23 protein-coding genes are annotated in these 21,485 nt (G+C 66.7%); 12 read left to right on the top strand and 11 right to left on the bottom strand.

The features are described from left to right. Window positions 1-99 precede the first annotated feature (99 nt). Together ACQR1L_RS27120 and ACQR1L_RS27115 are read right to left on the bottom strand one after the other, a co-directional pair. Window positions 100-330: a hypothetical protein gene (locus tag ACQR1L_RS27120; RefSeq protein WP_434860977.1), complete on the bottom strand. Its 231-nt coding sequence runs from the start codon at window positions 328-330 to the stop codon at window positions 100-102. A gap of 95 nt (window positions 331-425) precedes the next feature. Beyond that, window positions 426-719, bottom strand: a complete 294-nt coding sequence (locus tag ACQR1L_RS27115; protein WP_434860976.1) for a hypothetical protein — start codon at window positions 717-719, stop codon at window positions 426-428. Between the two features lie 264 nt (window positions 720-983). Here ACQR1L_RS27115 and ACQR1L_RS27110 point away from each other — a divergent pair, with 264 nt between their 5' ends. Next, window positions 984-1,424: a PaaI family thioesterase gene (locus ACQR1L_RS27110; protein WP_434860975.1), complete on the top strand. Its 441-nt coding sequence runs from the start codon at window positions 984-986 to the stop codon at window positions 1,422-1,424. 150 nt (window positions 1,425-1,574) lie between these two features. After that, window positions 1,575-1,826, top strand: a complete 252-nt coding sequence (locus tag ACQR1L_RS27105; protein ID WP_434861067.1) for a PilZ domain-containing protein — start codon at window positions 1,575-1,577, stop codon at window positions 1,824-1,826. A 12-nt stretch (window positions 1,827-1,838) separates the two neighbouring features. Here ACQR1L_RS27105 and ACQR1L_RS27100 read toward each other — a convergent pair whose 3' ends face one another. After that, window positions 1,839-3,818, bottom strand: coding sequence for a pyrroloquinoline quinone-dependent dehydrogenase (locus ACQR1L_RS27100; protein ID WP_434861066.1), 1,980 nt, complete (start codon window positions 3,816-3,818; stop codon window positions 1,839-1,841). Window positions 3,819-4,100: 282 nt separating this feature from the next. Then, window positions 4,101-5,594 carry a caspase family protein gene (locus ACQR1L_RS27095; RefSeq protein WP_434860974.1) on the bottom strand — a complete coding sequence of 498 codons (1,494 nt, stop codon included), beginning with the start codon at window positions 5,592-5,594 and terminating at the stop codon, window positions 4,101-4,103. Window positions 5,595-6,061: 467 nt separating this feature from the next. On the opposite strand from ACQR1L_RS27095, the gene ACQR1L_RS27090 reads away from it, so the two are divergent. Further along, window positions 6,062-7,108, top strand: a complete 1,047-nt coding sequence (locus ACQR1L_RS27090; RefSeq protein ID WP_434860973.1) for an HD-GYP domain-containing protein — start codon at window positions 6,062-6,064, stop codon at window positions 7,106-7,108. Window positions 7,109-7,243: 135 nt separating this feature from the next. Then, a complete protein-coding gene (locus tag ACQR1L_RS27085) occupies window positions 7,244-8,467 on the top strand; it encodes a GNAT family N-acetyltransferase (protein WP_434860972.1) in 1,224 nt (407 codons plus the stop codon). Here ACQR1L_RS27085 and ACQR1L_RS27080 read toward each other — a convergent pair. Together ACQR1L_RS27080 and ACQR1L_RS27075 are read right to left on the bottom strand one after the other, a co-directional pair. Then, the gene (locus tag ACQR1L_RS27080; RefSeq protein WP_434860971.1) at window positions 8,445-9,110 is read right to left on the bottom strand and encodes a DsbA family oxidoreductase; all 666 of its coding nucleotides are present in this window, start codon (window positions 9,108-9,110) and stop codon (window positions 8,445-8,447) included. The two genes, ACQR1L_RS27085 and ACQR1L_RS27080, sit on opposite strands and share 23 nt — an antisense overlap. A gap of 67 nt (window positions 9,111-9,177) precedes the next feature. Beyond that, a complete protein-coding gene (locus tag ACQR1L_RS27075; protein WP_434860970.1) occupies window positions 9,178-9,993 on the bottom strand; it encodes a helix-turn-helix domain-containing protein in 816 nt (271 codons plus the stop codon). A gap of 101 nt (window positions 9,994-10,094) precedes the next feature. On the opposite strand from ACQR1L_RS27075, the gene ACQR1L_RS27070 reads away from it, so the two are divergent. The 3 genes from ACQR1L_RS27070 (at window position 10,095) to ACQR1L_RS27060 (ending at window position 11,495) form a co-directional block, all read left to right on the top strand. After that, on the top strand, window positions 10,095-10,319 hold the full coding sequence (locus ACQR1L_RS27070) for a hypothetical protein (RefSeq protein ID WP_434860969.1): 225 nt from the start codon (window positions 10,095-10,097) through the stop codon (window positions 10,317-10,319). Between the two features lie 33 nt (window positions 10,320-10,352). Further along, complete coding sequence (locus tag ACQR1L_RS27065) at window positions 10,353-10,751, top strand: hypothetical protein (RefSeq protein WP_434860968.1); 399 nt, start codon at window positions 10,353-10,355, stop codon at window positions 10,749-10,751. A gap of 126 nt (window positions 10,752-10,877) precedes the next feature. Next, the gene (locus tag ACQR1L_RS27060) at window positions 10,878-11,495 is read left to right on the top strand and encodes a class I SAM-dependent methyltransferase (RefSeq protein WP_434860967.1); all 618 of its coding nucleotides are present in this window, start codon (window positions 10,878-10,880) and stop codon (window positions 11,493-11,495) included. A gap of 26 nt (window positions 11,496-11,521) precedes the next feature. Here ACQR1L_RS27060 and ACQR1L_RS27055 read toward each other — a convergent pair whose 3' ends face one another. Further along, window positions 11,522-12,196 carry an SET domain-containing protein gene (locus ACQR1L_RS27055; RefSeq protein ID WP_434860966.1) on the bottom strand — a complete coding sequence of 225 codons (675 nt, stop codon included), beginning with the start codon at window positions 12,194-12,196 and terminating at the stop codon, window positions 11,522-11,524. Between the two features lie 214 nt (window positions 12,197-12,410). Between ACQR1L_RS27055 and ACQR1L_RS27050 the strand changes: the two genes are divergently transcribed. Further along, on the top strand, window positions 12,411-12,959 hold the full coding sequence (locus ACQR1L_RS27050; RefSeq protein ID WP_434860965.1) for a hypothetical protein: 549 nt from the start codon (window positions 12,411-12,413) through the stop codon (window positions 12,957-12,959). A gap of 11 nt (window positions 12,960-12,970) precedes the next feature. Here ACQR1L_RS27050 and ACQR1L_RS27045 read toward each other — a convergent pair whose 3' ends face one another. Further along, entirely contained in the window at window positions 12,971-13,642 is a 672-nt protein-coding gene (locus ACQR1L_RS27045) for a DUF6321 domain-containing protein (protein ID WP_434860964.1), read from the bottom strand. A 45-nt stretch (window positions 13,643-13,687) separates the two neighbouring features. Next, the gene (locus ACQR1L_RS27040) at window positions 13,688-14,407 is read right to left on the bottom strand and encodes a TetR/AcrR family transcriptional regulator (RefSeq protein WP_434860963.1); all 720 of its coding nucleotides are present in this window, start codon (window positions 14,405-14,407) and stop codon (window positions 13,688-13,690) included. A 121-nt stretch (window positions 14,408-14,528) separates the two neighbouring features. Here ACQR1L_RS27040 and ACQR1L_RS27035 point away from each other — a divergent pair, with 121 nt between their 5' ends. The 4 genes from ACQR1L_RS27035 (at window position 14,529) to ACQR1L_RS27020 (ending at window position 17,628) form a co-directional block, all read left to right on the top strand. After that, the gene (locus ACQR1L_RS27035) at window positions 14,529-15,938 is read left to right on the top strand and encodes a carotenoid oxygenase family protein (RefSeq protein WP_434860962.1); all 1,410 of its coding nucleotides are present in this window, start codon (window positions 14,529-14,531) and stop codon (window positions 15,936-15,938) included. Window positions 15,939-16,070: 132 nt separating this feature from the next. Further along, on the top strand, window positions 16,071-16,655 hold the full coding sequence (locus ACQR1L_RS27030; RefSeq protein ID WP_434860961.1) for a hypothetical protein: 585 nt from the start codon (window positions 16,071-16,073) through the stop codon (window positions 16,653-16,655). 24 nt (window positions 16,656-16,679) lie between these two features. Continuing rightward, window positions 16,680-17,228 (top strand): septation protein IspZ, encoded by a 549-nt coding sequence (locus ACQR1L_RS27025; RefSeq protein WP_434860960.1) that lies wholly within the window; start codon window positions 16,680-16,682, stop codon window positions 17,226-17,228. 103 nt (window positions 17,229-17,331) lie between these two features. Then, window positions 17,332-17,628 carry a hypothetical protein gene (locus ACQR1L_RS27020; protein ID WP_434860959.1) on the top strand — a complete coding sequence of 99 codons (297 nt, stop codon included), beginning with the start codon at window positions 17,332-17,334 and terminating at the stop codon, window positions 17,626-17,628. 1,090 nt (window positions 17,629-18,718) lie between these two features. Here the strand turns inward: ACQR1L_RS27020 and ACQR1L_RS27015 are convergent. Together ACQR1L_RS27015 and ACQR1L_RS27010 are read right to left on the bottom strand one after the other, a co-directional pair. Then, on the bottom strand, window positions 18,719-19,399 hold the full coding sequence (locus tag ACQR1L_RS27015; RefSeq protein WP_434861065.1) for a DUF429 domain-containing protein: 681 nt from the start codon (window positions 19,397-19,399) through the stop codon (window positions 18,719-18,721). 274 nt (window positions 19,400-19,673) lie between these two features. Continuing rightward, entirely contained in the window at window positions 19,674-21,329 is a 1,656-nt protein-coding gene (locus tag ACQR1L_RS27010; RefSeq protein ID WP_434860958.1) for a fumarate hydratase, read from the bottom strand. Window positions 21,330-21,485 lie beyond the last annotated feature (156 nt).

Genomic DNA, 21,485 nt, shown 5'->3' with positions numbered 1-21,485 from the left:
AGACTGTGGTCTGCAAGGCCTGTACGCGGCTTCACTTCATCAATCGCGATACCCGCAAGCTGCTCGGCGAAAAGGAATGACGCGCTGAGCCTTGGCGGTTCAGTCGGCGCTCGGCAGCCGCCGCATGGTGAACTCGATCGCCCCATCGGGAAGCTCGCGCCAGCTTTCGACGGCGCTCATGTACCCCGCCTTCGGGTACCGGGTCAGATAGTCGCGCGCCTTGGCGCGCGCCTCTTCCCGCGGCAGCGTGAAGGTGTCGCGCACATAGCCGTCGCCTCTTTGGCGCCGGGCTGCCATCCGGCTGGCAAGGTCCCGCGGGCGCAACCCCATCGACGAACTCCTCGGCGTTGCCACCCCGTCAATATAGACGAGGCGGCACGGAATCCGAGTCCGATGGTCCCGATTCGAAGTGCTAGGCTCCTGGCCTAGTTGGTGGTGGCGCCGGTCTTTGGCTTCTTGGCTGCCGTGGTCTTCACCGGCGGCGCCTTCGGCGGTTCCGCGGTGCGGACATTGCCCCAAGGATCCGCGGCGGACTTGGCGTCCGGAATCTTGCGCATCGTCTCCCTGTAGGCCTTGTCGCGCGCCGCTTCGGCCTCCTTTTCCTCGGGGGTCTTGGAGGGGGCGTCGGCCAGCAGATTGATATTGGGCATCTGCGCCACTGCGGGAACGGCCCAGCCGGTCAGCAAGGCGACCGTCATCGTCACGATCAGCTTCTTCATTGATTACTCCCCGGTATCGGGCCGCCTTATACCATCGCTCCACGGCGAGCCAAGGGCGGGCCACTCCCGCCGGGTCGGGCGCCATGTCGCACGATCGGCGTGCCGCCTGACCTCGCGCATGCGCCGCCTGTCCCCCGGCGCGCATTCATCATAGGTTCGCAACTCCGGCCTTTTCAAGCCGCCGGCCTGTCGCACGATGACCCGCGCCGCTGCGCGAACAGCAGGCCGGCCAGAACATGAATCAAAAGATGGAGGAGCCTGCCCGTGCCGAGCGATACCCCGACCTTCACCATCGATGCGGCGCGCCGCATCCTCGATGACGTGTTCGCCCCCTGGATCAAGGATCTCGACCTTCGCGTCGAAGACATTGCGCCTTCTGCTCAGGGCGAGGCCGGGGCCATCCTGCGCCTGCCGTTTTCGCCACGGCTCTGCCGCGACAACGGCGTCGTGTGCGGCCAGGCACTGATGGCCTTCGCCGACACCGCGATGGTGATTGCGATGGTGACGGCGAGCGGCGGCTACCGGCCGATGACCACCGTCGATCAGACCACGCATTTCATGCGCGCAGCGGCGTCCTCCGACGTGCTGGCGGATGCGCGCGTCGTCCGCATGGGCCGCACCATGAGCTTCGGCCGGGTGACGCTGACCAGCGCCGGCGACGGCAAGCCTGTCGCGATGGTGTCAAGCGCCTTCGCGATGCTCTGAGCGGGCTTCGGTGAATGCGGGGGTTAACAGAGCGTGAAGATGGCAGCTCTGGTCTCACAGATCGCATTCATTCCAACGAAACGCGGGCCTGATTTATTTTATCTGCTTTTGACGTGAAAGGTGACGGCATTCAGCACCGGGTTACAGGCCATGATCGAGACAGACAACAAACGCATCGCCCCCAGGCATCGTGTGCTCAAGCAGGGCAGACTGGCTTTCGACGGTGGCGGCGCCGTGGACTGCATGGTCCGCAACATGTCGGACACCGGTGCGCGTGTCGAGGTGGTCAATCCGGTGGGCTTGCCCGGAGCCTTCACCCTGGTCATTCCCGCCGACAAGTTCACGCGGCGGTGTCACGCGGTCTGGAGCCACGACAAGCGGATCGGCGTCGCCTTCGATTGATGGACGCGCCGACTAGGCCTGGCGGCGCCGGCGCCAGCGCAACCATGCCAGCAGCAACGCCACCAGGACGACGAAACCTGCGCTGAGCGCACCGCCCGCAAACCTTCCGCCGGGACGATCGATCGTCCGCGACCACAGCGAGGGCGCTTCGCCGTCCCGCGCCAGGCGGAACGCCACGACCGCATCGCCCAATGAGGTGCCCGCCTCGGAATGGCCGCCGGCGGCGATCACGACATATTGCTCACCCTTCCATTGGTAGGTCATGGGATTCGCGACGCCAGGCGCCGGCAGGCGGCCCTGCCATAGCTCCCGTCCCGAGGCCGCATCGAACGCCCGCAGATAGGCATCCATCGCTCCGGTGAAGACGACACCGCCGGCGGTGACGACGACACCGTTGACGAGCGGCGTGCCCCATTTGAAGGCCAGCCCGAGCGGCGCACGATCCTCGGTGGTGCCGACCGTCGATCGCCACAGGATCCTGCCGGCCTTGAGATCGACGGCGACCATCTCGCCCCACGGCGGCCGGTTGCACAACAGACCGAGCTTCGACATGGCTACCGACCGCGTCACGGCGAACGGCGCGCCGCGCTGCAGTCCGAGATCCACGCCGCGATGCGGCGTCATCCGCTCGGCCTGGGCCCGCGGGATCAGCCTGACGATCTGAAGCGCGCGGCTGACATTGGCGTAGAGGATCTGGTGCACGGGATCGAAAGCCGCCCCGCCCCAGTTCACGCCGCCGCCGGTCATCGGAAAGAACAGCGTGCCCTGGGTGCTCGGCGGCGTGTACAGGCCGTCATTCCGCAACGGCGCGAGCTGATCGTCGCAGGAGGAATCGATCGCGCGCGGAACGGCCCTGAAAATCTCGTCGAGCGCGAAGCGCTGGTCCAGCAGCGGCGGCACGTGGGTCGGAAACGGCTGCGTCGGCGACAACGCTTCGCCCTCCGCGGCGCCCTGCGGCACGGCGCGCTCTTCCACCGGCCAGACCGGCTGTCCGGTGTCGCGGTCGAGCACGAACACGAAGCCCTGCTTGGTCGGCTGCATCACCACGTCGCGCGCGCCCTGCCCGGTCTCGATCCGCGCCAACGTCGGCTGCGCGGGAAGGTCGTAGTCCCAGACGTCGTGATGGGTAATCTGGAACGACCACGCCAAGGTCCCGCTGTCGACGCGAAGGGCGACGACGGAATCGGCATGCTTGTTGTCTCCGGGACGCGCGCCGCCGAAGAAATCGGGGCTCGGCGAAGACGTCGGGAGGAAGACCAGGCCGCGCTCGTCGTCGACCGACATCGGCGCCCATACGTTGGCGTGCCCCGCCTGGATCCCATCATGGATCAGCGGATCGAAACTCCAGCGCAGCACGCCGGTGCGTGCGTCGAAGCCGCGGACCGTCCCCTTCGGTGCATCGAGCCTTTGATTGTCGGCGATCGACGAGCCGACCACCACGACGTCGCGGCCGACCACCGGTGCCGAGGTGATCTGGAATTCGCCCGGCCACAGCAAGTCCTTGGCGATGTCGATCCGGACCTCGCCCCCGTCGCCGAAGCCGGCACAGGGACGTCCGGTCCGCGCATCCAGCGCGATCAGCCGGGCATCGACCGTGCCCATGAAAAGCCTGCTGCGGCAGGCGGCATCGGCCGGCGCTGTCCGGTCGACCCAGGAGGTCACGCCACGGCAGGCATAACGATTGGCCGGACGCCGCCCGTCGCTGACCTTGGGATCGAAACGCCAGCGCTGCGCCCCCGTGCCGGGATCGAGCGCCACCACCTCGTTGAACGGCGTGCAGAACACCAGGCTGTCTTCAACCAGGATCGGCGTCGCCTCGAACTTGGTGCGGAACGCAGCTGCCGGCGTCCGGCTCTCGAGATCTCCCGTGCGATAGTCCCAGGCGCGCAGCAGCCGGTCGACATTGGCCGGCGTGATCTCCGACAAGGGAGCGAACCGTGTCCCTCCGGCGTCGCCACCCCAATGCTGCCAGGACTGGGCCGGCGCCACCATGAGCTGGCTGCAGATGACCGCGATCCGGACCCGTTTTGGTAGCAGCGGCATGACCTCTTTCCCCCTCGGCTGTTCGCGTCCCAAGCGACGCACCGAAGGCATGAAACGCAGCGTTCCCAAGCCGATCCAGGCGGATGGGATGGACGGCGGGCCCGGTGGGACGAGCGGCCGGGCGCAATGACGACCGGCGGATCAGGGGAGACGAGCCCAAAGGCCGCGACCGCCAAGCAAGGCGGCCGCCCTCAGGGCGGCCGCTGCGGGAACTCCGGTCGATGGAAGCAGTCAGTAGCCGTAGCCGCGTCGCGGCGGGTAGTTCGACGGCCCCCGGCCATAGCCACCGCCACCGTAACCACCACCAACACTGACGCCGAGGTTCACCGGCGGCACCACCCGGACCGGAGGTGGTGCATAGTAGGTCCGCGGCGGGGGCGGCGGCGCATAGACCACGACGTCGTCGCCGGGATCACGGCGGGTTGGACGGCTGGCACGCTTCGGCGGATCTTCCTCGCGCTTGCGGGCCGGCTTCTCCTCGACGCGCTTCGGGGTTTCCGTCTTCCGGGGCGGCGGAGTCTGCGAGCACGGACAGGTCGGCCCTGCCGCGAGGTTGGCCGGCACCACCGGCGGGGTCGCGGGAGCCGCGGCCACCACGGGCGTCACGACCGGGCGATTGCGCAGCCGCTCGATCAGCTTGCGCGCGGTCGGCGTCAGATCGCTGTTCGGATAGCGGTCGAGAAAGCCCTGATAGGCCGCCACCGTGTTGATCAGCACGGCCTCGTTCCAGGCCGCCATCCTGTTGTGAAGGTCGAGCCACTCCCGCGCCTGCGGGCCGTAGGGCGGAGCGGTGTAGAGCGCCACGAAAGCCTCATAGGCTTCGACGCTGCCGTCGCCGACGATGATCTCGTTGGCGGACTCGATCGGCTTGCCCTGGAGGCTGCGCTTCCACTCGTCGACGCTGAGCTTGGCGACCGTGGGGCGCGGCCCGGCATTGGCGGCGCTCGCATCCGTCGACACCACGAAACGGAAATCTTCCGTCAGCGACGACGAATCCCATGGCGTCTGGCGGCCCTCGGTCGCCTTGTTGACGGCCACGCGGACCCGTTTGAACGCCTGTTCGATCGGCACGCCCGGCTCGCGCGCTGCCTGCAGCAGCGCGGTCGTGTAGGGGCTGTTGGCGCCGTTGCCGTCCTCGGCCTCGGCGCCGGGCGACGTCGAGTAGGACAGGAAGGTGCCCGGCGCGCCCGTCTTGGTGTCGACCAGCGCAAGGCCCCTGCCCGCGTTCTGATTGATGGACGGGAACGGATTGTTGCGGCACGCATCGAGCATCAGGATGCGCATCCGGCTCGGCACCGAATTCAGCGTGTTCAGGACATCGTTGAGGCGAACGGCCTGCAGGGGGATGTCGGCCTCCCGGCGCGGATCGACATCGACAGGCACGAGATAGTTCTCGCCGTCGATCTGCAGGCCATGACCGGCATAAAAGACCAGCGCCACCGTGTCCGGTCCCTTGGCGGCGATCTTGGCGGCGAAATCCCCCACCTCCCGATTCAGATCTCGCTGCGACAGGTCGGCGGCCGTCGTCACCTCGAAACCGGAATCGCCGAGCAGTTTCGCCATGGCCTTGGCGTCGTTGGCAGGGTTCGGCAGCGGCGTCACCGCGCGATAGGACGACTGGCCGATCACCAGCGCCAATCTGCTGGTTTCGGCGGATGCTGCTGAAGCGAAGCCGGCCAACAGGCCGCCGGCCAGCAATGCGGCCCTGAGAGCGTGCCGAAACATGGGATCTCCAATCTGCTCATGCTATTGCCCATTGGTCGAGACGATCAACGGCGCGGTTCACTCATCCCGTGGCCAGCATCGAGCGGCGCAAACGAAACCGGGCGAGTTCCCGGCCTGATCCGCCGAACAACGCCCTCGTCCGAACTCTCCGCGTCACGAGGTGGCCATCGGACCTCTCTTGTCCGATAGATGCGCCAATCTGGATGTGATGTTCGTCACTTGACAACAAGCGGGACGGCAGCCGATGGCCGCGCATTTCGTCGGGGGAATGAGCACCGCCGTCGCATTTTACCGCACGCCCGTCAGGCTCTTTGAACTAAGGGACCCTGGTACCTTCAACGTGGACATTGTTAGTTCTTAGCTAACGCAAACACGGAACCGGCTAGCGAACGAATGGGTCAAATTTAACGTTTCCTGGGGATCATCTATCCGACTACGTGCATATTGCCCTGGGACTTGGTTCTTTCATGAACGTTCATCTCGTCGGCGATGACTCGGCCAAGCTCGCGCTGCTGCGAGGCATGCTGGCTGAACGCTGCTCGCTTACAACCGAGTTGATCTCGGATGCCGATCTCAAAGGCGGCAATATCGATGCCATCGTCGTTGCCGCGGATTTGCGCGACGTCGACAACATCACCGCATTGAAGGAAATCTCCGACCGGCTGTCGCGCATCCCGCGTCGAATTTTCCTGACCAACAACAAATCGCGCCTGTCGACCGTACAGGCCTATGCGCTCGGCGCCACGAGCGTGCTGTCGAGCACACCGAGTCGCAATCAGTTGCTGGGCAAGCTGCTCGATGCGCGGCCGGGCCCGGCTGCCAAAAGCGTCGTCGTGGACGACCGCCAGGCCGCGTTTACGGGTGCGGGCTGCATCGCGTCGATGTTTGCGGCGGTCCTGGGCGGTGCGGAGATCGACATCGAGGAGACGCGCCGCGCCGGCAAGCGGATCGCCGATTGCATCGCGGAAAACGGCCTGTCCGACTGGCTGGCCACCGTGCGCCGCCATCATGAAGGCACCTATCAGCATTGCCTGCTGGTCACCGGCGTCACGGTCGATTTCGGCCTGAGCCTCGGTGTCAACAGCACCGATCTCGAGCGGCTCTACATGGCCGCGATGTTTCACGACATCGGCAAGGCCAGGATTCCGCTCGCCGTCCTCGACAAGCCGGGCAAGCTCGATGGCAAGGAACGCGCGCTCGTCGAAACCCATCCGGCGGCCGGCTACGAAGCGCTGAAGGACAACACCGCGATCACCGAGGAAGTGCTGAAGGCGGTGCGCCATCATCACGAATTTCTCGATGGCAGCGGTTATCCGGACGGGTTGATGGCCAACAACATTCCCGACCTGACGCGCATCCTCACCATCTCCGACATCTTCTCGGCGCTGATCGAGTATCGCAGCTACAAGCCGGTGATGGCGCGCGAGAAGGCCTACGAGATTCTCCAGAGCATGGAGGGCAAGCTCGAAAAGCCGTTGATCGGCGCCTTCCGCGAGGTAGCGCTCATCCGCTGAATGCCGACGTGCTGAACGGGCCGTTAACGCAACGGCTCGAATTGTCGGGCGGCGACAAGCGTCTCTTGTGGGCTTTGCGCTAGTCTCTGCCGCACGCCGCGCGCGCAATCGCGCGCCGCCAGGGGACTTCGGGACGTGGCAGACATCATCGATCGCGCAATTGGGCCTGCTTCGACCAACATCAGGGAGCGGCACACGGAGCCGCTCGTGCGCGGCCTGGTGCCGCTCGAAAGTGCCTCCGAGCAGGCCTGGCGCGATCTGGCCGACCGCGCGCTCGAACCCAACGGCTACTATCTGCCGGGCTGGGAACGCGCGGTGAATGCCTCGGCCCGCGGCCGCACCGGCACCTCGGCGCTGTGCGCCTTCGACACGGACGAGCCGTCGCGCCTGATCGGCCTGATGCCGGTCACCTCGTTGTGGCGCGCCTACCGGCTGCCGCTGCCCGCTCTCGCCAGCGGCCATCCCTATGGCACCCTGTGCACGCCGCTGCTTGACGCCGACAGCGCGGAGGTGGCGGCAGCGCACCTGCTCGCCGCGGCCCGGCGCACCGGCGCACGTGCCCTCCTGCTGCGCGACATGTCCATCGCCGGCCCGGTCATGCAGGCCTTCGACGCCGTACTGCGCCGCGACGGCCTGCGCCCGCGAGTCCTGCAATCCTACGAGCGGGCGTTGCTCGATGCGACGGGAGATGGGGAGACGGTGCTGCAGGAGGCGCTGGGGGCCAAGAAGATGAAGGAGCTGCGCAGGCAGCGTCATCGGCTGGCCGAGCATGGCGAGATCAGGTTCGAGGTCGCGCGCGCGCCCGATGAAGCCGCTGCTGCGCTCGAGACATTTCTCGCGCTGGAGGCCGGCGGCTGGAAGGGACAGCGCGGCACGGCGCTGATCCAGCACGACGGCGACGCGGCGTTCATCCGCCGCGCGGTGCCGGCGCTCGCGCAGGAGGGTGCCTGCGAGATCATCCGTCTGCACGCTGGCGACATCGCCGTGGCCGCGGGCGTCGTGCTGCGCCATCGCAGCCGCGCGTTCTTCTTCAAGCTCGGCGTCGATGAGCGCTTCGCGAAATACTCGCCGGGCGTCCAGCTGACGCTGGATCTGACGCGCCATCTCTGCAGCGATCCCGCGATCCGTTCGGCGGATTCCACCGCCGGCCCCGATCATCCGATGATCAATCCGATCTGGCGCGGCCGCCTGGCGATCGGTGACGTGCTGATCCCGCTCCACCAGCGCGATGCCGCCGTCGAACTCGTTCACGCCGCGCTGGCCGCGCGCCGCGAAGGATTGGCGCTGGCGCGTCGCAGCGTCCATCTGCTCCGCGCCCTGCGAAAAGGCCGGGCCGCTACTCGGCCGCCTCGGCATTGACCTCGGCCGACACCTGCCGGATGGCGCGCGCCAGCATCTGCGGGTCCTGCGCGCCGGACACCGCGTATTTCTGCGCGAAGACGTAGGTCGGCACGCCGGAGATGCCCTTCTCCGCCGCCTCCTGGGCCTGGGCCGACACAAGTTCGACGTCCTCGTCGGTCCCCAGCATCTTGCGGACGACATCAGGATTGAGCCCGATATCCGCGGCCGCCTGCACCAGCACCTCGGTGTCGGTGAGATCGCCGCCGTCGCGGAAGTACAATTCCATCAGCCGCTGCTTCATCTCCGGCGCCTTGCCGATCTCGCCGGCCCAGCGGATCAACCGGTGGCAATCGATCGTGTTGGGCTGGCGCGCGACCAGATCCGGCCGGTAGCTCAGCCCCTCCTGCTCGGCGGCCGCGACCACGCGGCCCGCGATGCCCTTGTAGGCCTCGACAGAACCGAACTTGGTCGTGAGATACTGCTCGCGGCTGATGCCCTCGCGCGGCACCCAGGGATTGAGGAAGAACGGCCGGTAGTTCAGCGCGACCGGAACGTCCGGCACGAGCTCCAGCGCCTCCTCGATCCGGCGCTTGCCGATGTAGCACCAGGGACAGACGACGTCGGACACGACGTCGATGATCAGTGGCTTCAAGGTGCTCATGCCTCGCTCCGAGTTTGGCGTGCGGTCCGCCCAAGATAAGGCCATACGCGGCCAGGACAAGCGGGAGTCACGGCGGGGTAACCATCTCCTTCAGCCTGCCGGCGGTGAGCTCATCGGCGGGAAAGAACGTCTCGAGCGCGAGCTCCGACAGCGTGATGTCGACGGGCGTGCCGAACACCATGGTCGTCGAGAAGAAGCTCAGGACATCATCGCCCATCCGCAGCTGGAACGGGATCGCCACGCTATCGGCGGCGAGCGGCGCGGATCGCGCCGGCACCGGATAGGATTTCAACTCCTGATACAGTTTCAGCAACTCGGCATCGGCGGTGGCCTCGCATTGCCGGTGCAATCGCTCCAGCAGATGTCCGCTCCACTCGGCGAGATTGGCGGTGCGTGAGGCGAGCCCGTCAGGATGCAGCGCCACCCGCAGCACGTTGAGCGGCGGCGCGAGCAGCCGCTCCGGAATGCCCGCGAGCAGCGGCGCAATCATGCGGTTGGCCGCAACGAGGTTCCAATGACGATCGACCGCGAGCGCAGGGTTCGGCTCATGCGCCTTGAGCACAAGGTTCATCGCCTCGCGCGCCGCCTTGAGCGCGGGATCGTCGAGGGAGCGCTGCTGGAACGCCGGCGCGTAGCCCGCGGCGACCAGCAGCACGTTGCGTTCACGCAGGGGCACGTCCAATCGCTCCGCCAGCTTGAGGACCATGTCGCGCGACGGCGCGGCGCGGCCAGTCTCCACGAAGCTCAGATGTCGCGCCGAGATCTCCGCATCGAGCGCGAGGTCGAGCTGGCTGAGATGCCGGCGCTGCCGCCACTGCCGCAGATGCTCGCCGACATGAACGGGTTTGGCGCGGTCGGCGCGCGCCGAAGCGAGCTGTGTCATGGACGGAGACCTATCACGCAGACGTCAGCGCCACCATGACGTGCGAGGTAATCGAAATGCCTCCTCCGCCGGGCCATCGTCATCACCACAGGAGATGACCCATGAGCAGACCGCGCAAGTCCACGACCTTTCCATTCGGCGCCGTCAGCCGCTGGATGGCGGGACTTGCGACCTCGCTGCTGGCGCGCTCGCTCAACCTGGCGGAGCCGCTGCTGCACGTCACCGGCAGCCTCGTCGTCGCGCAGGTCACCGAGATCGAGATCCGGGCCGCACGCTCGCTGCGCCCGGCGCGCCTGCGCCGTCAGCTCCTCGCCTGGTTCCGTTGAACCGTCCACCGCCCCAACCGAAGGAGACCCGACATGATCACCTCGTCCACCCTGCTCCGCCGCGCCCTCATCGCCGATGCCGTGTTCAGCGGTGTCGCCGGACTCGCACTGACCTTCGATGCATCGCCGCTCGCTGCGCTGATGCAACTGCCCGAGGCGCTGCTGCGGGAGACCGGCCTGTTCCTGATCGTCTATGCAGGCTTCGTCGGCTGGCTCGGCACGCGCGCAACAGTCGCAAAGCCGTTGGTCATGCTGGTGATCGCCGGCAATGCGGCGTGGACGGTCGGCAGCATCGCGCTGTTGTTCTCCGGCCTCGTCACGCCGAACGTGCTGGGCGAGATCTTCATCGCGGCGCAGGCGGTCGGCACCGGCGTGTTCGCCGAGATGCAGTATATGGGCCTGCGCCGCAGCGCCGGCGCGGTCGCGGCCTGAGGCCGATCGGTGGTGAGCGCCGGCCGGCCGTATCGACCGGCCAGGCGCTCGCCTCCGAACCGAAATGAGGACATGCGTGCCCGGCGTATCTCCTGCATAGTCGCGCATCGACAGGAGATCGCAGCGATGCAGCCGCAGGTCAGCGGAACGGAAGGCTACGCCGCCGAGGCCGATCAGTTGTTCGTGCGCTACGAAAACATTCCGCCGCAACAGGTGCACGCGGCGGTGCTTCATCTGCTGCCGAGGACGCCCGCCCGCGTGCTCGACATCGGCGCGGGGACCGGGCGCGACGCTGCCTGGTTGGCAGGCCTTGGACATCGAGTGGTCGCTGTCGAGCCGACTGAGGCGCTGCGAATTCGCGCGATGCGGCTTCATGCCTCGCCGGCCATCACCTGGATCGATGACAGCCTGCCCGACCTTGCGGCGCTGTCCGCCCGTGACGAGCCGTTCGATCTCGTCATGTTGACGGCCGTCCTCATGCATCTCGACGAGGAGCAGCGGCGACGCGCGCTTCCCAACATCGCGACGCAGGTCGCGCCGGGCGGCACGCTGATCATGACGTTGCGGCACGGACCGATCCCGCCGGGCCGCCGAATGTTCGAGGTCGATGCGGCAACGGTCGTTGCGCCGATGCGACAGCTCGGCCTGGACCTCGAGCTCAACCGTCAGACTGCATCGGTGGGCGTTGCGAACCAGGCCGCTGGCGTGAGCTGGACGACGCTGGCTTTTGCCAGACGGCCCTGAGGGGCCGGCAAACCCCGCAAGCGGGATCAGGCCGCTTTCGCGGTGCTGGACTTGGTCTTGGGACGCTTGGTGAGACCGCCTGCGGCGCGCTTGGTCTTGCCACGAGTTTTGCCGCGGGTCTTGGCCGCCTTGTCCATGCTGGCCTTGGCCTTCGCCCGCTGCTTGGCCTTGTCCTTGGCGAGCTTCTCCGACTCTTTCCGGGACTTCTTCTCGGCCTTGCGCGCGTCCTTGGCCTTTTCCTTGGCCTTCTCCTGCGCCCGCTCGGCACGCGCCTCGGCCTTCTTCTTCGCGCGCTTCTTCTCGCAGGCCTCGCACTTGCAGCCGATCGGCTTCAGATAGGCTTTGAAATAGTCCGTGCCGTAATCGTAGTTGATCTCGTCGCCCGGCGCGATGTTCTTGATCGCCCGGATGAATATCTTCTTCTTGCGCGGCTTGACGTCGGACTCGGCGTTCGGCTTGCAGGAGTGATTGATGTAGCGGGCGACGTTCTCGCGGATCGAGCCGTCGATGGTCCAGCGCTTGTCGAGCTCGAACAGATATTTGTTCTCGATCGCGTCTTCTTCCGCCTTTTTCGAGTCCAGCAACGGACCGAAATAACGGATGATCTTGGTGCCCTTCTTGATCGGCTGGGTGGCGAACAGGCCGAGCCCCGTCTTGGAGCGGCCGATGCGATAGGGTTTGGACGGCGGGATGACGGGCATGAGCGATGAGTTGAGATGGACCTCGCGAGGGGGCCGTTCTAGGATAAAATCGCGGCGCTGTCAGGTGTTTCCCACCGCTGCGGCGCGCCGTCCCCAGCTTGCAGCGTCGACTGCTCGACGAGTTCCTGACTTCACGGGCCCTCACATGTCCAAATGTCTCACCCTTGGCGCGGCGCTGCGAATCAGTGCTGCAGTCATGTTCTGCAGCGTGTGGATGAACCAGGCCGCGGCCGAGACCATCGCGAGCGCCTACACGTCCGCGGCGGAGAAGGATTGCCGTACGGTCGGCAAGCCCGAGGGGGACAGTTCGACCCAGACCTGTCCCGGCAAGGACGGCCTGATCGTCCTCGTCAACGAGGACGATCTGCGCCAGACCGTCTCGGTCGGTCGCAACGCCCGTGCCGCTGCCAAGGAGCCGGCCGCGGAGACCTTCTTTGGGCCGTTCAACTCGGCCGGCCCGACGATCGAATGGCGGATGGCCGACGGCAAGCCGTTCGCGATCATCCAGCGCTGGCAGATCGCTGACAATGACGACCAGGGCAAGGCGGGTCCGACCAACAAGCCGATGCTGATCGTGACGCGGCTGCCGCCGGGCCCGGTGTGCCACGTCGCCTATATCGATGCCGCCGCCAATCCCAACGCCAACGAACTGGCGCGGCAGGTCGCAGACGAGAGCGCGCGCGGCTTCACCTGCGGCAAGGACAAGGTGAAGGTCGCAGGCAACCGCGGCCGCGCCGTCGATCTGGCGCTCCCAAAGCGCTAGCCCTTCGTGAGTCAGGCACGCTTGTCCTTGAGCCGGTGATAGCGGGCGAGCAGCCGCTCGCCTTTCGCAGCGATCCGGCGGGCCGCCGCGACGGTCCGCGGCACCGGCTCGCCCCAGGCATGCGCCGACAGCGCCAGCCGCGTCGGCTGTCCGTCGGCATCGACCAGCGGCGGCAACTTCTCGCGCCCGTAGAACCGCACCGCCCAGCTGCCCTTGCGGCGCATCTCCTGCGGCGTCATTTCGGATGCCTTCTTGGTGACGCCCGGCTTGAGATGCGCGCCGTCGCGCTTCGCGAAGGCCTTGCGCCCGGCTGCCGTCAGTCCGCCGCGCGGATCTTTCTCGCGCGCGCGGCTCGCTGTCTTGCGCTTCGTCTTGCGTGCCCCGGAGCGGCCTGTGCTGCGCTTTGTCGCCCGCTTCGCGGTGTGCTTCTTGGACGACGCTGCCGCGCGCGTCGTCTTCGCTGTCTTCGACTTCGCGGTGCGCTTGCGACCGCTGGTCTTGGTCTTCGCGGCCTTCTTGGCGGCGACGCGCATGTTGTCGACCAGATTCGGATAGCGCCGGCCGGCGCGCTTGGCGCGCGCCTTGGCCTTGGCCTTCTCGGCCGGCGTCAGATGGGTGGAGGCCTTGTGCGCGCGCTTGCGCGGGTTGGCCTTGCTCCAGGGAGCGCGGGGTGTTCGTGCCATGCGCCACCAACGCATGACCCCTGCCCCGGTTTCCGCTGTGCCGAGCTACGCGCCCGGCGGGAGCTTCGGTACCGTGGCACGCAGCATCGCCTCCAACAGCGACTCGGCCGTCGTGCCCGCCGGCGAGCGGCGCAGGATGTCGGCGAGCCGGCCGTCGAGCAGCAGCATCGTATAGCCGTGCACAAGCGACCAGGCGCGCGCAATGGCGGCGGATTGTTCGAGCGACAATTCCTCGTCGCCCACGTGGCCTTCGCCGCGCGACGCCACCGAACCGGCGAGGCCGGCGAACGAGGCTTCCGCCGCTTCGTGCAGCGAAGGCCGGGAATAATCGAGCCGCTCGGTCCGGAACATCAGCCCGTACATGCCGGGATTGGCCTGGGCGTAAGCGACATAGGCGCGCGCCCGCCCCATCGCGCGCTCGATCGGCGTGCCCGGCTGCTCGCCCGCCGCCTTCATGGCCGCGTTGAATCGCGTGAAGCCGATCGCCGCGAGTTCGCTGACGAGACCGGTGAGATCGCCGAAGTGATGCGTCGGCGCCGCATGCGACACGCCGGCCTCGCGCGCCACCGCCCGCAACGTCAGTCCGGCGAGCCCGTCGCGCTCCAGCACGCGCTCGGCCGCTTCGAGCAGCGCATCGCGCAGCGCGCCATGATGATAGGGCGCGCCCTGCTCGCCCGGGCTCGACGTACGGCGCGTTCGCGTCCGGGCCTGTTCTGTCGCTGTGCGGCGGCGCTGCGCCCGCGCCTGATCGATCTTCGTGGTCATGAATCTCCTTATACAAACAATTTTGACAGCGTAAAGATTCGACTTGACCTGCCCCGGCCCTGTCAGTAGCTTTATCTTGACATCGTAAAGATAACTGCAAGAACCGGGGAAATGACGCGCCATGACCATCCAGTTGCAGAGCACGACCCAGCGCCATACGCGGCGCGACAACATCGCGCCGACCCCGTTCGAATGCGACGCGCCGTTTCTCAAGATCACCGGCGAACTGCCGCGCGAGCTCAACGGCACGCTCTATCGCAACGGCCCGAACCCGCAATTCGACTCGCCCGGCGCGCACTGGTTCGTCGGCGACGGCATGCTGCACGCCTTCCATCTCGAGAACGGCCGCGCCTCCTATCGCAACCGCTGGGTCCGCACGCCGAAATTCGAGGCTGAGCGCAAGGCCGGCCGCGCGCTGTTCGGCGGCTTCGGCCGCCGGCTCGCCGATGCGCCGGCCGATGTGACCGACGGCGGCGTCGCCAACACCAACATCATTTGCCATGCGGGCAAGCTGCTCGCGCTCGAAGAGGCGCACCTGCCCACCGAGATCGAGCCCGGCACACTCGCAACCAAAGGCTATCAGGATTTCGGCGGCCGCCTGCGCGGCGCCTTCACCGCGCATCCGAAGACCGATCCGGTCACCGGCGAATTGCTGTTCTTCGGCTACAACGCGAGCGGTCCGCTCACGCCCGCCCTCACCTTCGGCACCGTCGATGCCGGCGGAACGCTGACGCGCCTCAGCCGTTTCGAGGCGCCCTATGCCAGCATGGTGCATGACTTCATCGTCACCGCGAACCACGTGCTGTTTCCGATCCTGCCGCTCACGGGAAGTATCGAGCGCGCGATGTCCGGCAGGCCGCCTTACGCCTGGGAGCCCGACAAGGGCGCCTATGTCGGCGTCATGAAGCGCGGCGGCGACGTCAAGGACATCGTCTGGTTTCGCGGCGATGCCTGCTACGTCTTCCACATCATGAATGCCTGGGACGACGGTGACCGCATCACAGCCGACGTGATGCAGTTCGAGGAGGCGCCGCTGTTTCCGCATCCCGACGGCCGGCCGACCGATCCGACGAAAGCCGTTGCGCGGCTGTGCCGCTGGAGCTTCGACCTCGCCGGCAACAGCGACCGCTTCACGCAGACCTATCTCGACGATCTCACCGGCGAATTCCCGCGCATCGACGACCGCAGGGCCGGGCTCGCGAGCCGCCATGGCTGGTACGCCTGCGCCAACCCGGACGGGCCGTTGTTCGGCGCCCTCTCCGGCCTTGCGCATGTCGACGGCGCCGGCACGCGGCGCGCCACGCATCTGCTGCCGGACGGCGACACCCTGTCCGAGCCGGTGTTCGTCCCGCGCAGCGCCGACGCCCCAGAAGCCGACGGCTGGCTGCTCAGCGTGGTCTGGCGAGCTGCGACCAACACCAGCGACCTCGCCGTGTTCAACGCCACCGACATCGGCAGCGGTCCCGTCGCATTGGTCCATCTCGGTCATCGCGTGCCCGACGGCTTCCACGGCAATTGGGTCGGAGCCTGAGATCATCGACAGAGCCTCCATTCAACCGGGCCTCACGTTATTTTGACACTGTCAAGATTCAGCTTGACCGCCTCACCGTCACCCCATAAGGTCATCTTGTCACTGTAAAGATTGGCTCGGGAGGAGCCGTCGATGACCCTGTTCCTGATTCTTGCGCCGTACGGCGTCTACGCCGCGCTGATCATGATGGTCTCCGCCACGCTCAGCCTGCTGGTCGGCGCCGGACTGTGTCTGGCGATCGTCGCGCTGGACATCGCCAAGGGACGGTCGATCAAGATTCTGGGACTCGGCTCGGCCGCGATCTTTGCGGCTGTAGCCGCCTACCTCACCGCCATCGAGCCGGCCATGAGCACCTCGGCGGTGCGGCTTGCGGTCGACTGCGGCATTTTCGCGCTGTCGCTCGGCTCGATCGTGCTGCGCAGGCCGTTCACGCTGCAATATGCGCTGGAGGTGGTGCCGCCGGAAACCGCGGCAATTCCAGGCTTTCTGCGCGCCAATTACATCATCACCGGCGCCTGGACGGCGTCGGCGCTGTTGATGATCGTCGGCAACCTGATGACGCTCTATGTCCCCGGCCTGCCCTATTGGACCGGCCTCGCCATTGCCTTCGCTGCCCGCAACAGTGCACTTTATTTCACGCGCTGGTATCCTGAGTATCGTAGGACAAAGGACATCGCTGCGCAGACTGCCGCCGCAATGTCCGGCCAAGATCGATAAGTGTTGCTCTCCAGGGAGACAGGCGTGAAAGACGTATTCGTGAGGCTGACCGCAGATTTTCTCTCCGCCGCGGTCTTCTTCATTCTCTACCTCGCCACCGACGACGTCGTGCTGGCGACCGCAAGCGCCGTCACCGTCGCCATCGTCCAGGTGGTCTGGGCCCGAATCAAGGGTCACAGCCTCGGCTTCATGGCCTATGCCAGCATCGCCCTGGTCGTGGTGCTCGGCAGCGTCACGCTGCTCACCAACGACCCCCGCTTCATGTTCGCCAAGCCGGCCATCGGGCATTTTGCGATCGGCCTGATCATGCTCAAGCGCGGCTGGATGCTGCGCTACGTTCCGCCGATGGTGGCGGAGACCATTCCCGAATACGTCACCGTGGCCGGCTATGCCTGGGCGGCGCTGATGTTCGCGCTCGGCCTCGGCACGATCGGCGTGGCGATGACCGGCGACGTCAAGCTGTGGGCGATCTACATGGGACTCACCGCCGCCGCCAAGGTCGCGGCGTTCGCGCTGCAATTCATCGCCTTCCGCTTCGTGATCGCCAGCCGCCTGCGGGCGGCGCGGGCCTGATCGCCGCGTTGGGCTTATCAGCGAAGATGCGCTATAGGGGCGGCCGAAGGCCCCCTCATAGGCTGCTTCGGGGCCCGGGATGGCAACGCCAGGAGAACGATCGATGGCTGTGGACGGTAACTGGAATCTGACCTTGAACACGCCGATGGGCGAGCGCAGCGCGACCCTGAGCCTGAAGAGTTCAGGCTCCACGCTGACCGGCACCCAGGCGGCGGAAGGTGATTCCGCCGAGATCTTCGACGGCACCGTCAATGGCGACGACGTTTCCTGGAAGGTCTCGATCACGAGCCCGATGCCGCTGACACTCGACTTCAAGGGCAAGGTCGCCGGCGACACCATCTCCGGCGAAATGGGCATCGGCTTCATGGGCAGCTTCCCCTTCACCGGCGCGCGCGGCTAAGCCGCGCTTTGTAGGGCGGGCAAAGGCGCGCCAAGCTGCCTGATCGGGCGAGATGGCGCGCGCGCCGTGCCCATCATTGTCTCCGAATGCGCCGAAAGACGGTGGGCACGCGACCGCCCTTCGGGCAGCCGCTTTGCTCACCCTAGGCAACCTCGTCTACGGCGAGACGCCGCCGGCCTCCAACCCACCGTTGTCGTCCCGGCGAACGCCGGGACCCATACCCCCAGGGAGCGGTTCGAGGCACGCTGGCCATTGGCATTTTGCCTTCTCACATCCGCCGCGGAGTATGGGTCCCGGGTCGGCGCCACGATCGCGCTGTCGCGCGCTCGTAGCTTGCCCGGGACGACGCTGTTCTGTGCCGCCGGCATTTCCGCTTCACATTTCAAACAGCCCGGACAAGCGTCCGCATTCCCGTGGCGGATAACGCCCGGGTGATGCATCGGCATGCCCCTCGATCAAGGCGAAGGGCGCAGGGAAGGCCAGGCGTCGGCTGACGCCTGCGAGAAAGAATGCAGGCGGCAGGTACCACAGGTGCAGCCGGACAACGCCCGGCCTTCCCTGCGCGATGGTAGTAACGCTTATACGCAGTCTGCCTGGTGCGCCGGCTTTCTGGCCACCATGTCGCGACAATGCTTGCGCATTGCCGCAGGGGACACCAGCATCGGGGTGTCAGCACGCTGCGACTTCACGTCCGCGCCATGCCGTTCGTCCGCGCATCCGAGGACACGCTGCGACATGATCGCGGCCACCGCTCCCCGCCCCGCGTGTCGTGACGATCGCGCGCAACGCCCCTTCGGTGGGACGGGATGCGGGAAGATAATCATGATTTCCGAAAATTGGCAAGTAATTTTTATTTTTCGGAAAAGACTCGCGCATCGCCCGCGTGAGGTTTGATCTAACGGGCGCGACGACCCCTCCGCCGTCATTCCGGGGCGTGCGTCCGCCGCAGCTCGAAGAGCGAAGGCCGAGGCACGAGCCCGGAATCCATTTGGCGGCAGTGCGCGCGGCCTGATGGATTCCGGGCTCGCCGCGCTGCGCGCGCCGCCCCGGAATGACGGCGGAGGGCGTGGCCGCGCCAGTGTCCACTAACTCAGAACCAGATCTGCATCGCCACCTCATGCGCATCGCGCGGCGGCTCGCCCTCCGGGACGCAGCCGGCGCCATCGCGGGCAGCGAGCGCCACCGCGCAGGCGTCGAGCACGTCGTCGGGCTTGGCGCCGGTGCCGCGGCGGGCATGGGTCAGCCAGTCGTCGATGGACGCGAAGCCCGCGGCAACCAACAGGTCGCGCCGCAGCCTGGCCCCCTGCTCCGTCTTCTTCGACGGCAGCGGCGCGCCGTTGAGGCGGAGGAACACCAGCTCCGGGTGCGCCTCGCGGATGTCGCGGTCGCGATGCGCGCGGACGAAGGCATCGACCTCCATGATCTTGCGGCCGAGATGCCAGAGCTGCCGCGATGCGCGCGGCTGGCCGCGACGTGTGGCTTCGAGGTTCGCTTCATCCGGATCGGTGTAGTTCTCCCACAGCCAACGCCGCGCACCGGTGAACACGCGGGAGCGGTGCGGCGCGAGCTTGTCGCGCGCGAGCAGATCGCAGGCGCGGGTGCCGTCGTCGGTCATGCCGATCGGGATGTCGATGGCGGCGCGGGTGAAGGCGGATGCGAGGGCGGTGGCGATGTCAGCGGGGAACGCGATGTCGCGTTGATCGCCGTCGATCGACACGGCGACCCAACCGCGCGAGAAGCCGTCGAGGCCGAGGAAGCGGTCGGGATGCATCGCGTTCAACTATCAAAAGCGTCCTGGCGCGTTGCCTGTTTTTTCCAGCGAAGTGAGCTCAGCCACTCACGAGTTCGAGCCGAGCTCGCCACCACACCGGCGGTGCGCTCCCCTCCCCCTTGCGGGGAGGGGAGCGCACCGTTCGGGCCGCAACATCACGGCTCCTACGCCCAGTCGGAGCATTCGACACGCGGCACTCAGCTTGCCCACCTCCTCACGCCAACGGCCGGGATCGCTCCCGGCCGCCGCGACAAACACCACTCCCCGCCTCACCTCAGCCGAGGTTCAGCTCCTTGAAGAAGTCGTTGCCCTTGTCGTCGATGATGATGAAGGCCGGGAAGTCGACGACCTCGATGCGCCAGATGGCTTCCATGCCGAGCTCGGGATATTCGACGACCTCGACCTTCTTGATGCAGTGCTCGGCGAGGTTCGCCGCGGCGCCGCCGATCGAGCCGAGATAGAAACCGCCGTGCGTCTTGCAGGCTTCGCGCACGGCCGGGGCGCGGTTGCCTTTGGCGACCATCACCATCGAGCCGCCGGCGGCCTGGAACTGATCGACGAAAGAATCCATGCGGCCCGCCGTGGTCGGACCGAAGGCGCCGGAGGCGTAGCCGTCGGGGGTCTTGGCCGGACCGGCGTAGTAGACCGGATGGTTCTTGAAGTAGTCCGGCAGCGGCTCGCCACGGTCGAGGCGCTCGCGCAGCTTGGCGTGCGCGGCGTCGCGGGCGACGATCATGGTGCCGGTCAGCGATAGCCGGGTCTTGATCGGGTTCTTCGACAGCGTCGCGAGGATGTCCCTCATCGGCTGGTTCAGATCGATCTTCACGACCTCGCCGCCGAGCGCCTGCTCGACCTCCGGCAAATACTGCGCCGGGTGATGCTCGAGCTCCTCGAGATAGACGCCGTCCTTGGTGATCTTGCCGAGCACCTGGCGGTCGGCCGAGCACGACACGCCGAGACCGATCGGCAAGCTTGCGCCGTGGCGCGGCATGCGGATGACGCGGACGTCGTGGCAGAAATACTTGCCGCCGAACTGCGCGCCGACGCCGAGCGACTGCGTCATCTTTTGGATTTCCTGCTCCATCTCGACGTCGCGGAAGGCGTTGCCATCAGCGGAGCCTTGCGTCGGCAGCGCGTCGAGATAGCGCGCGGAGGCGAGCTTGACCGTCTTCATGCACAATTCGGCCGAGGTGCCGCCGATCACGATGGCGAGGTGATAAGGCGGGCACGCGGCGGTGCCGAGCGTCAGGATCTTCTCCTTCAGGAACGCCAGCAGCCGGTCCTTGGTGAGTACCGAGGGCGTCGCCTGGAACAGGAAGCTCTTGTTGGCCGAGCCGCCGCCCTTGGCCATGAACATGAACTTGTAGGCGTCCTCGCCTTCGGCGTAGATCTCGGTCTGCGCCGGCATGTTGTTGGCGGTGTTCTTCTCCTCGTACATCGAGAGCGGCGCGACCTGCGAGTAGCGCAGGTTACGGCGCAAGTATGCGTCGCGGGCGCCTTCGCTGAGCGCGGCCTCGTCGTCACCATCGGTGATGACGTTGCAGCCCTTCTTGCCCATGATGATCGCGGTGCCGGTATCCTGGCACATCGGCAGCACGCCGCCGGCGGAGATGTTGGCGTTCTTCAGGAAGTCGAGCGCGACGAACTTGTCGTTCGGGCTGGCCTCGGCATCGTCGAGGATGCTGCGCAACTGCTTCAGATGCCCGGGGCGCAGGAAGTGGTTGATCTCACCGAACGCTGCTTCCGACAAGGTCCGCAGCGCCTCGCGCGAGACCACCAGCATGTCGCGTCCCAGCACCTTCTCGACCCGCACACCCTCGGTCGTGATCTTCTTGTAGGGCGTGGTGTCCGGCCCGAGCGGAAACAGCGGCGTGTGCTTGTAGGGCGGGACGGGCTTGGACTGGTCGGGGAAAGCGGTGGGCGCATTCATGGCGAATCTCGCAGGGGTTCTAAAGGCGGCCGCCCAAAGCGGTCTTGACAGGTCTGATATCACCCTGGCGTCGGGGCGCAACATATGGTTCGGCATGGCCGTTGCGGGGCGGGACCATGCCACCTTTGGTCTGAAGACCCCCCTTTCGGGATGCGG

It is taken from the genome of Bradyrhizobium sp. HKCCYLR20261, from assembly GCF_051168435.1.
GTDB lineage: Bacteria > Pseudomonadota > Alphaproteobacteria > Rhizobiales > Xanthobacteraceae > Bradyrhizobium.
The sequence above is the reverse complement of the archived record's forward strand: the minus strand, read 5'-3'. Positions and strand labels throughout refer to the sequence as shown.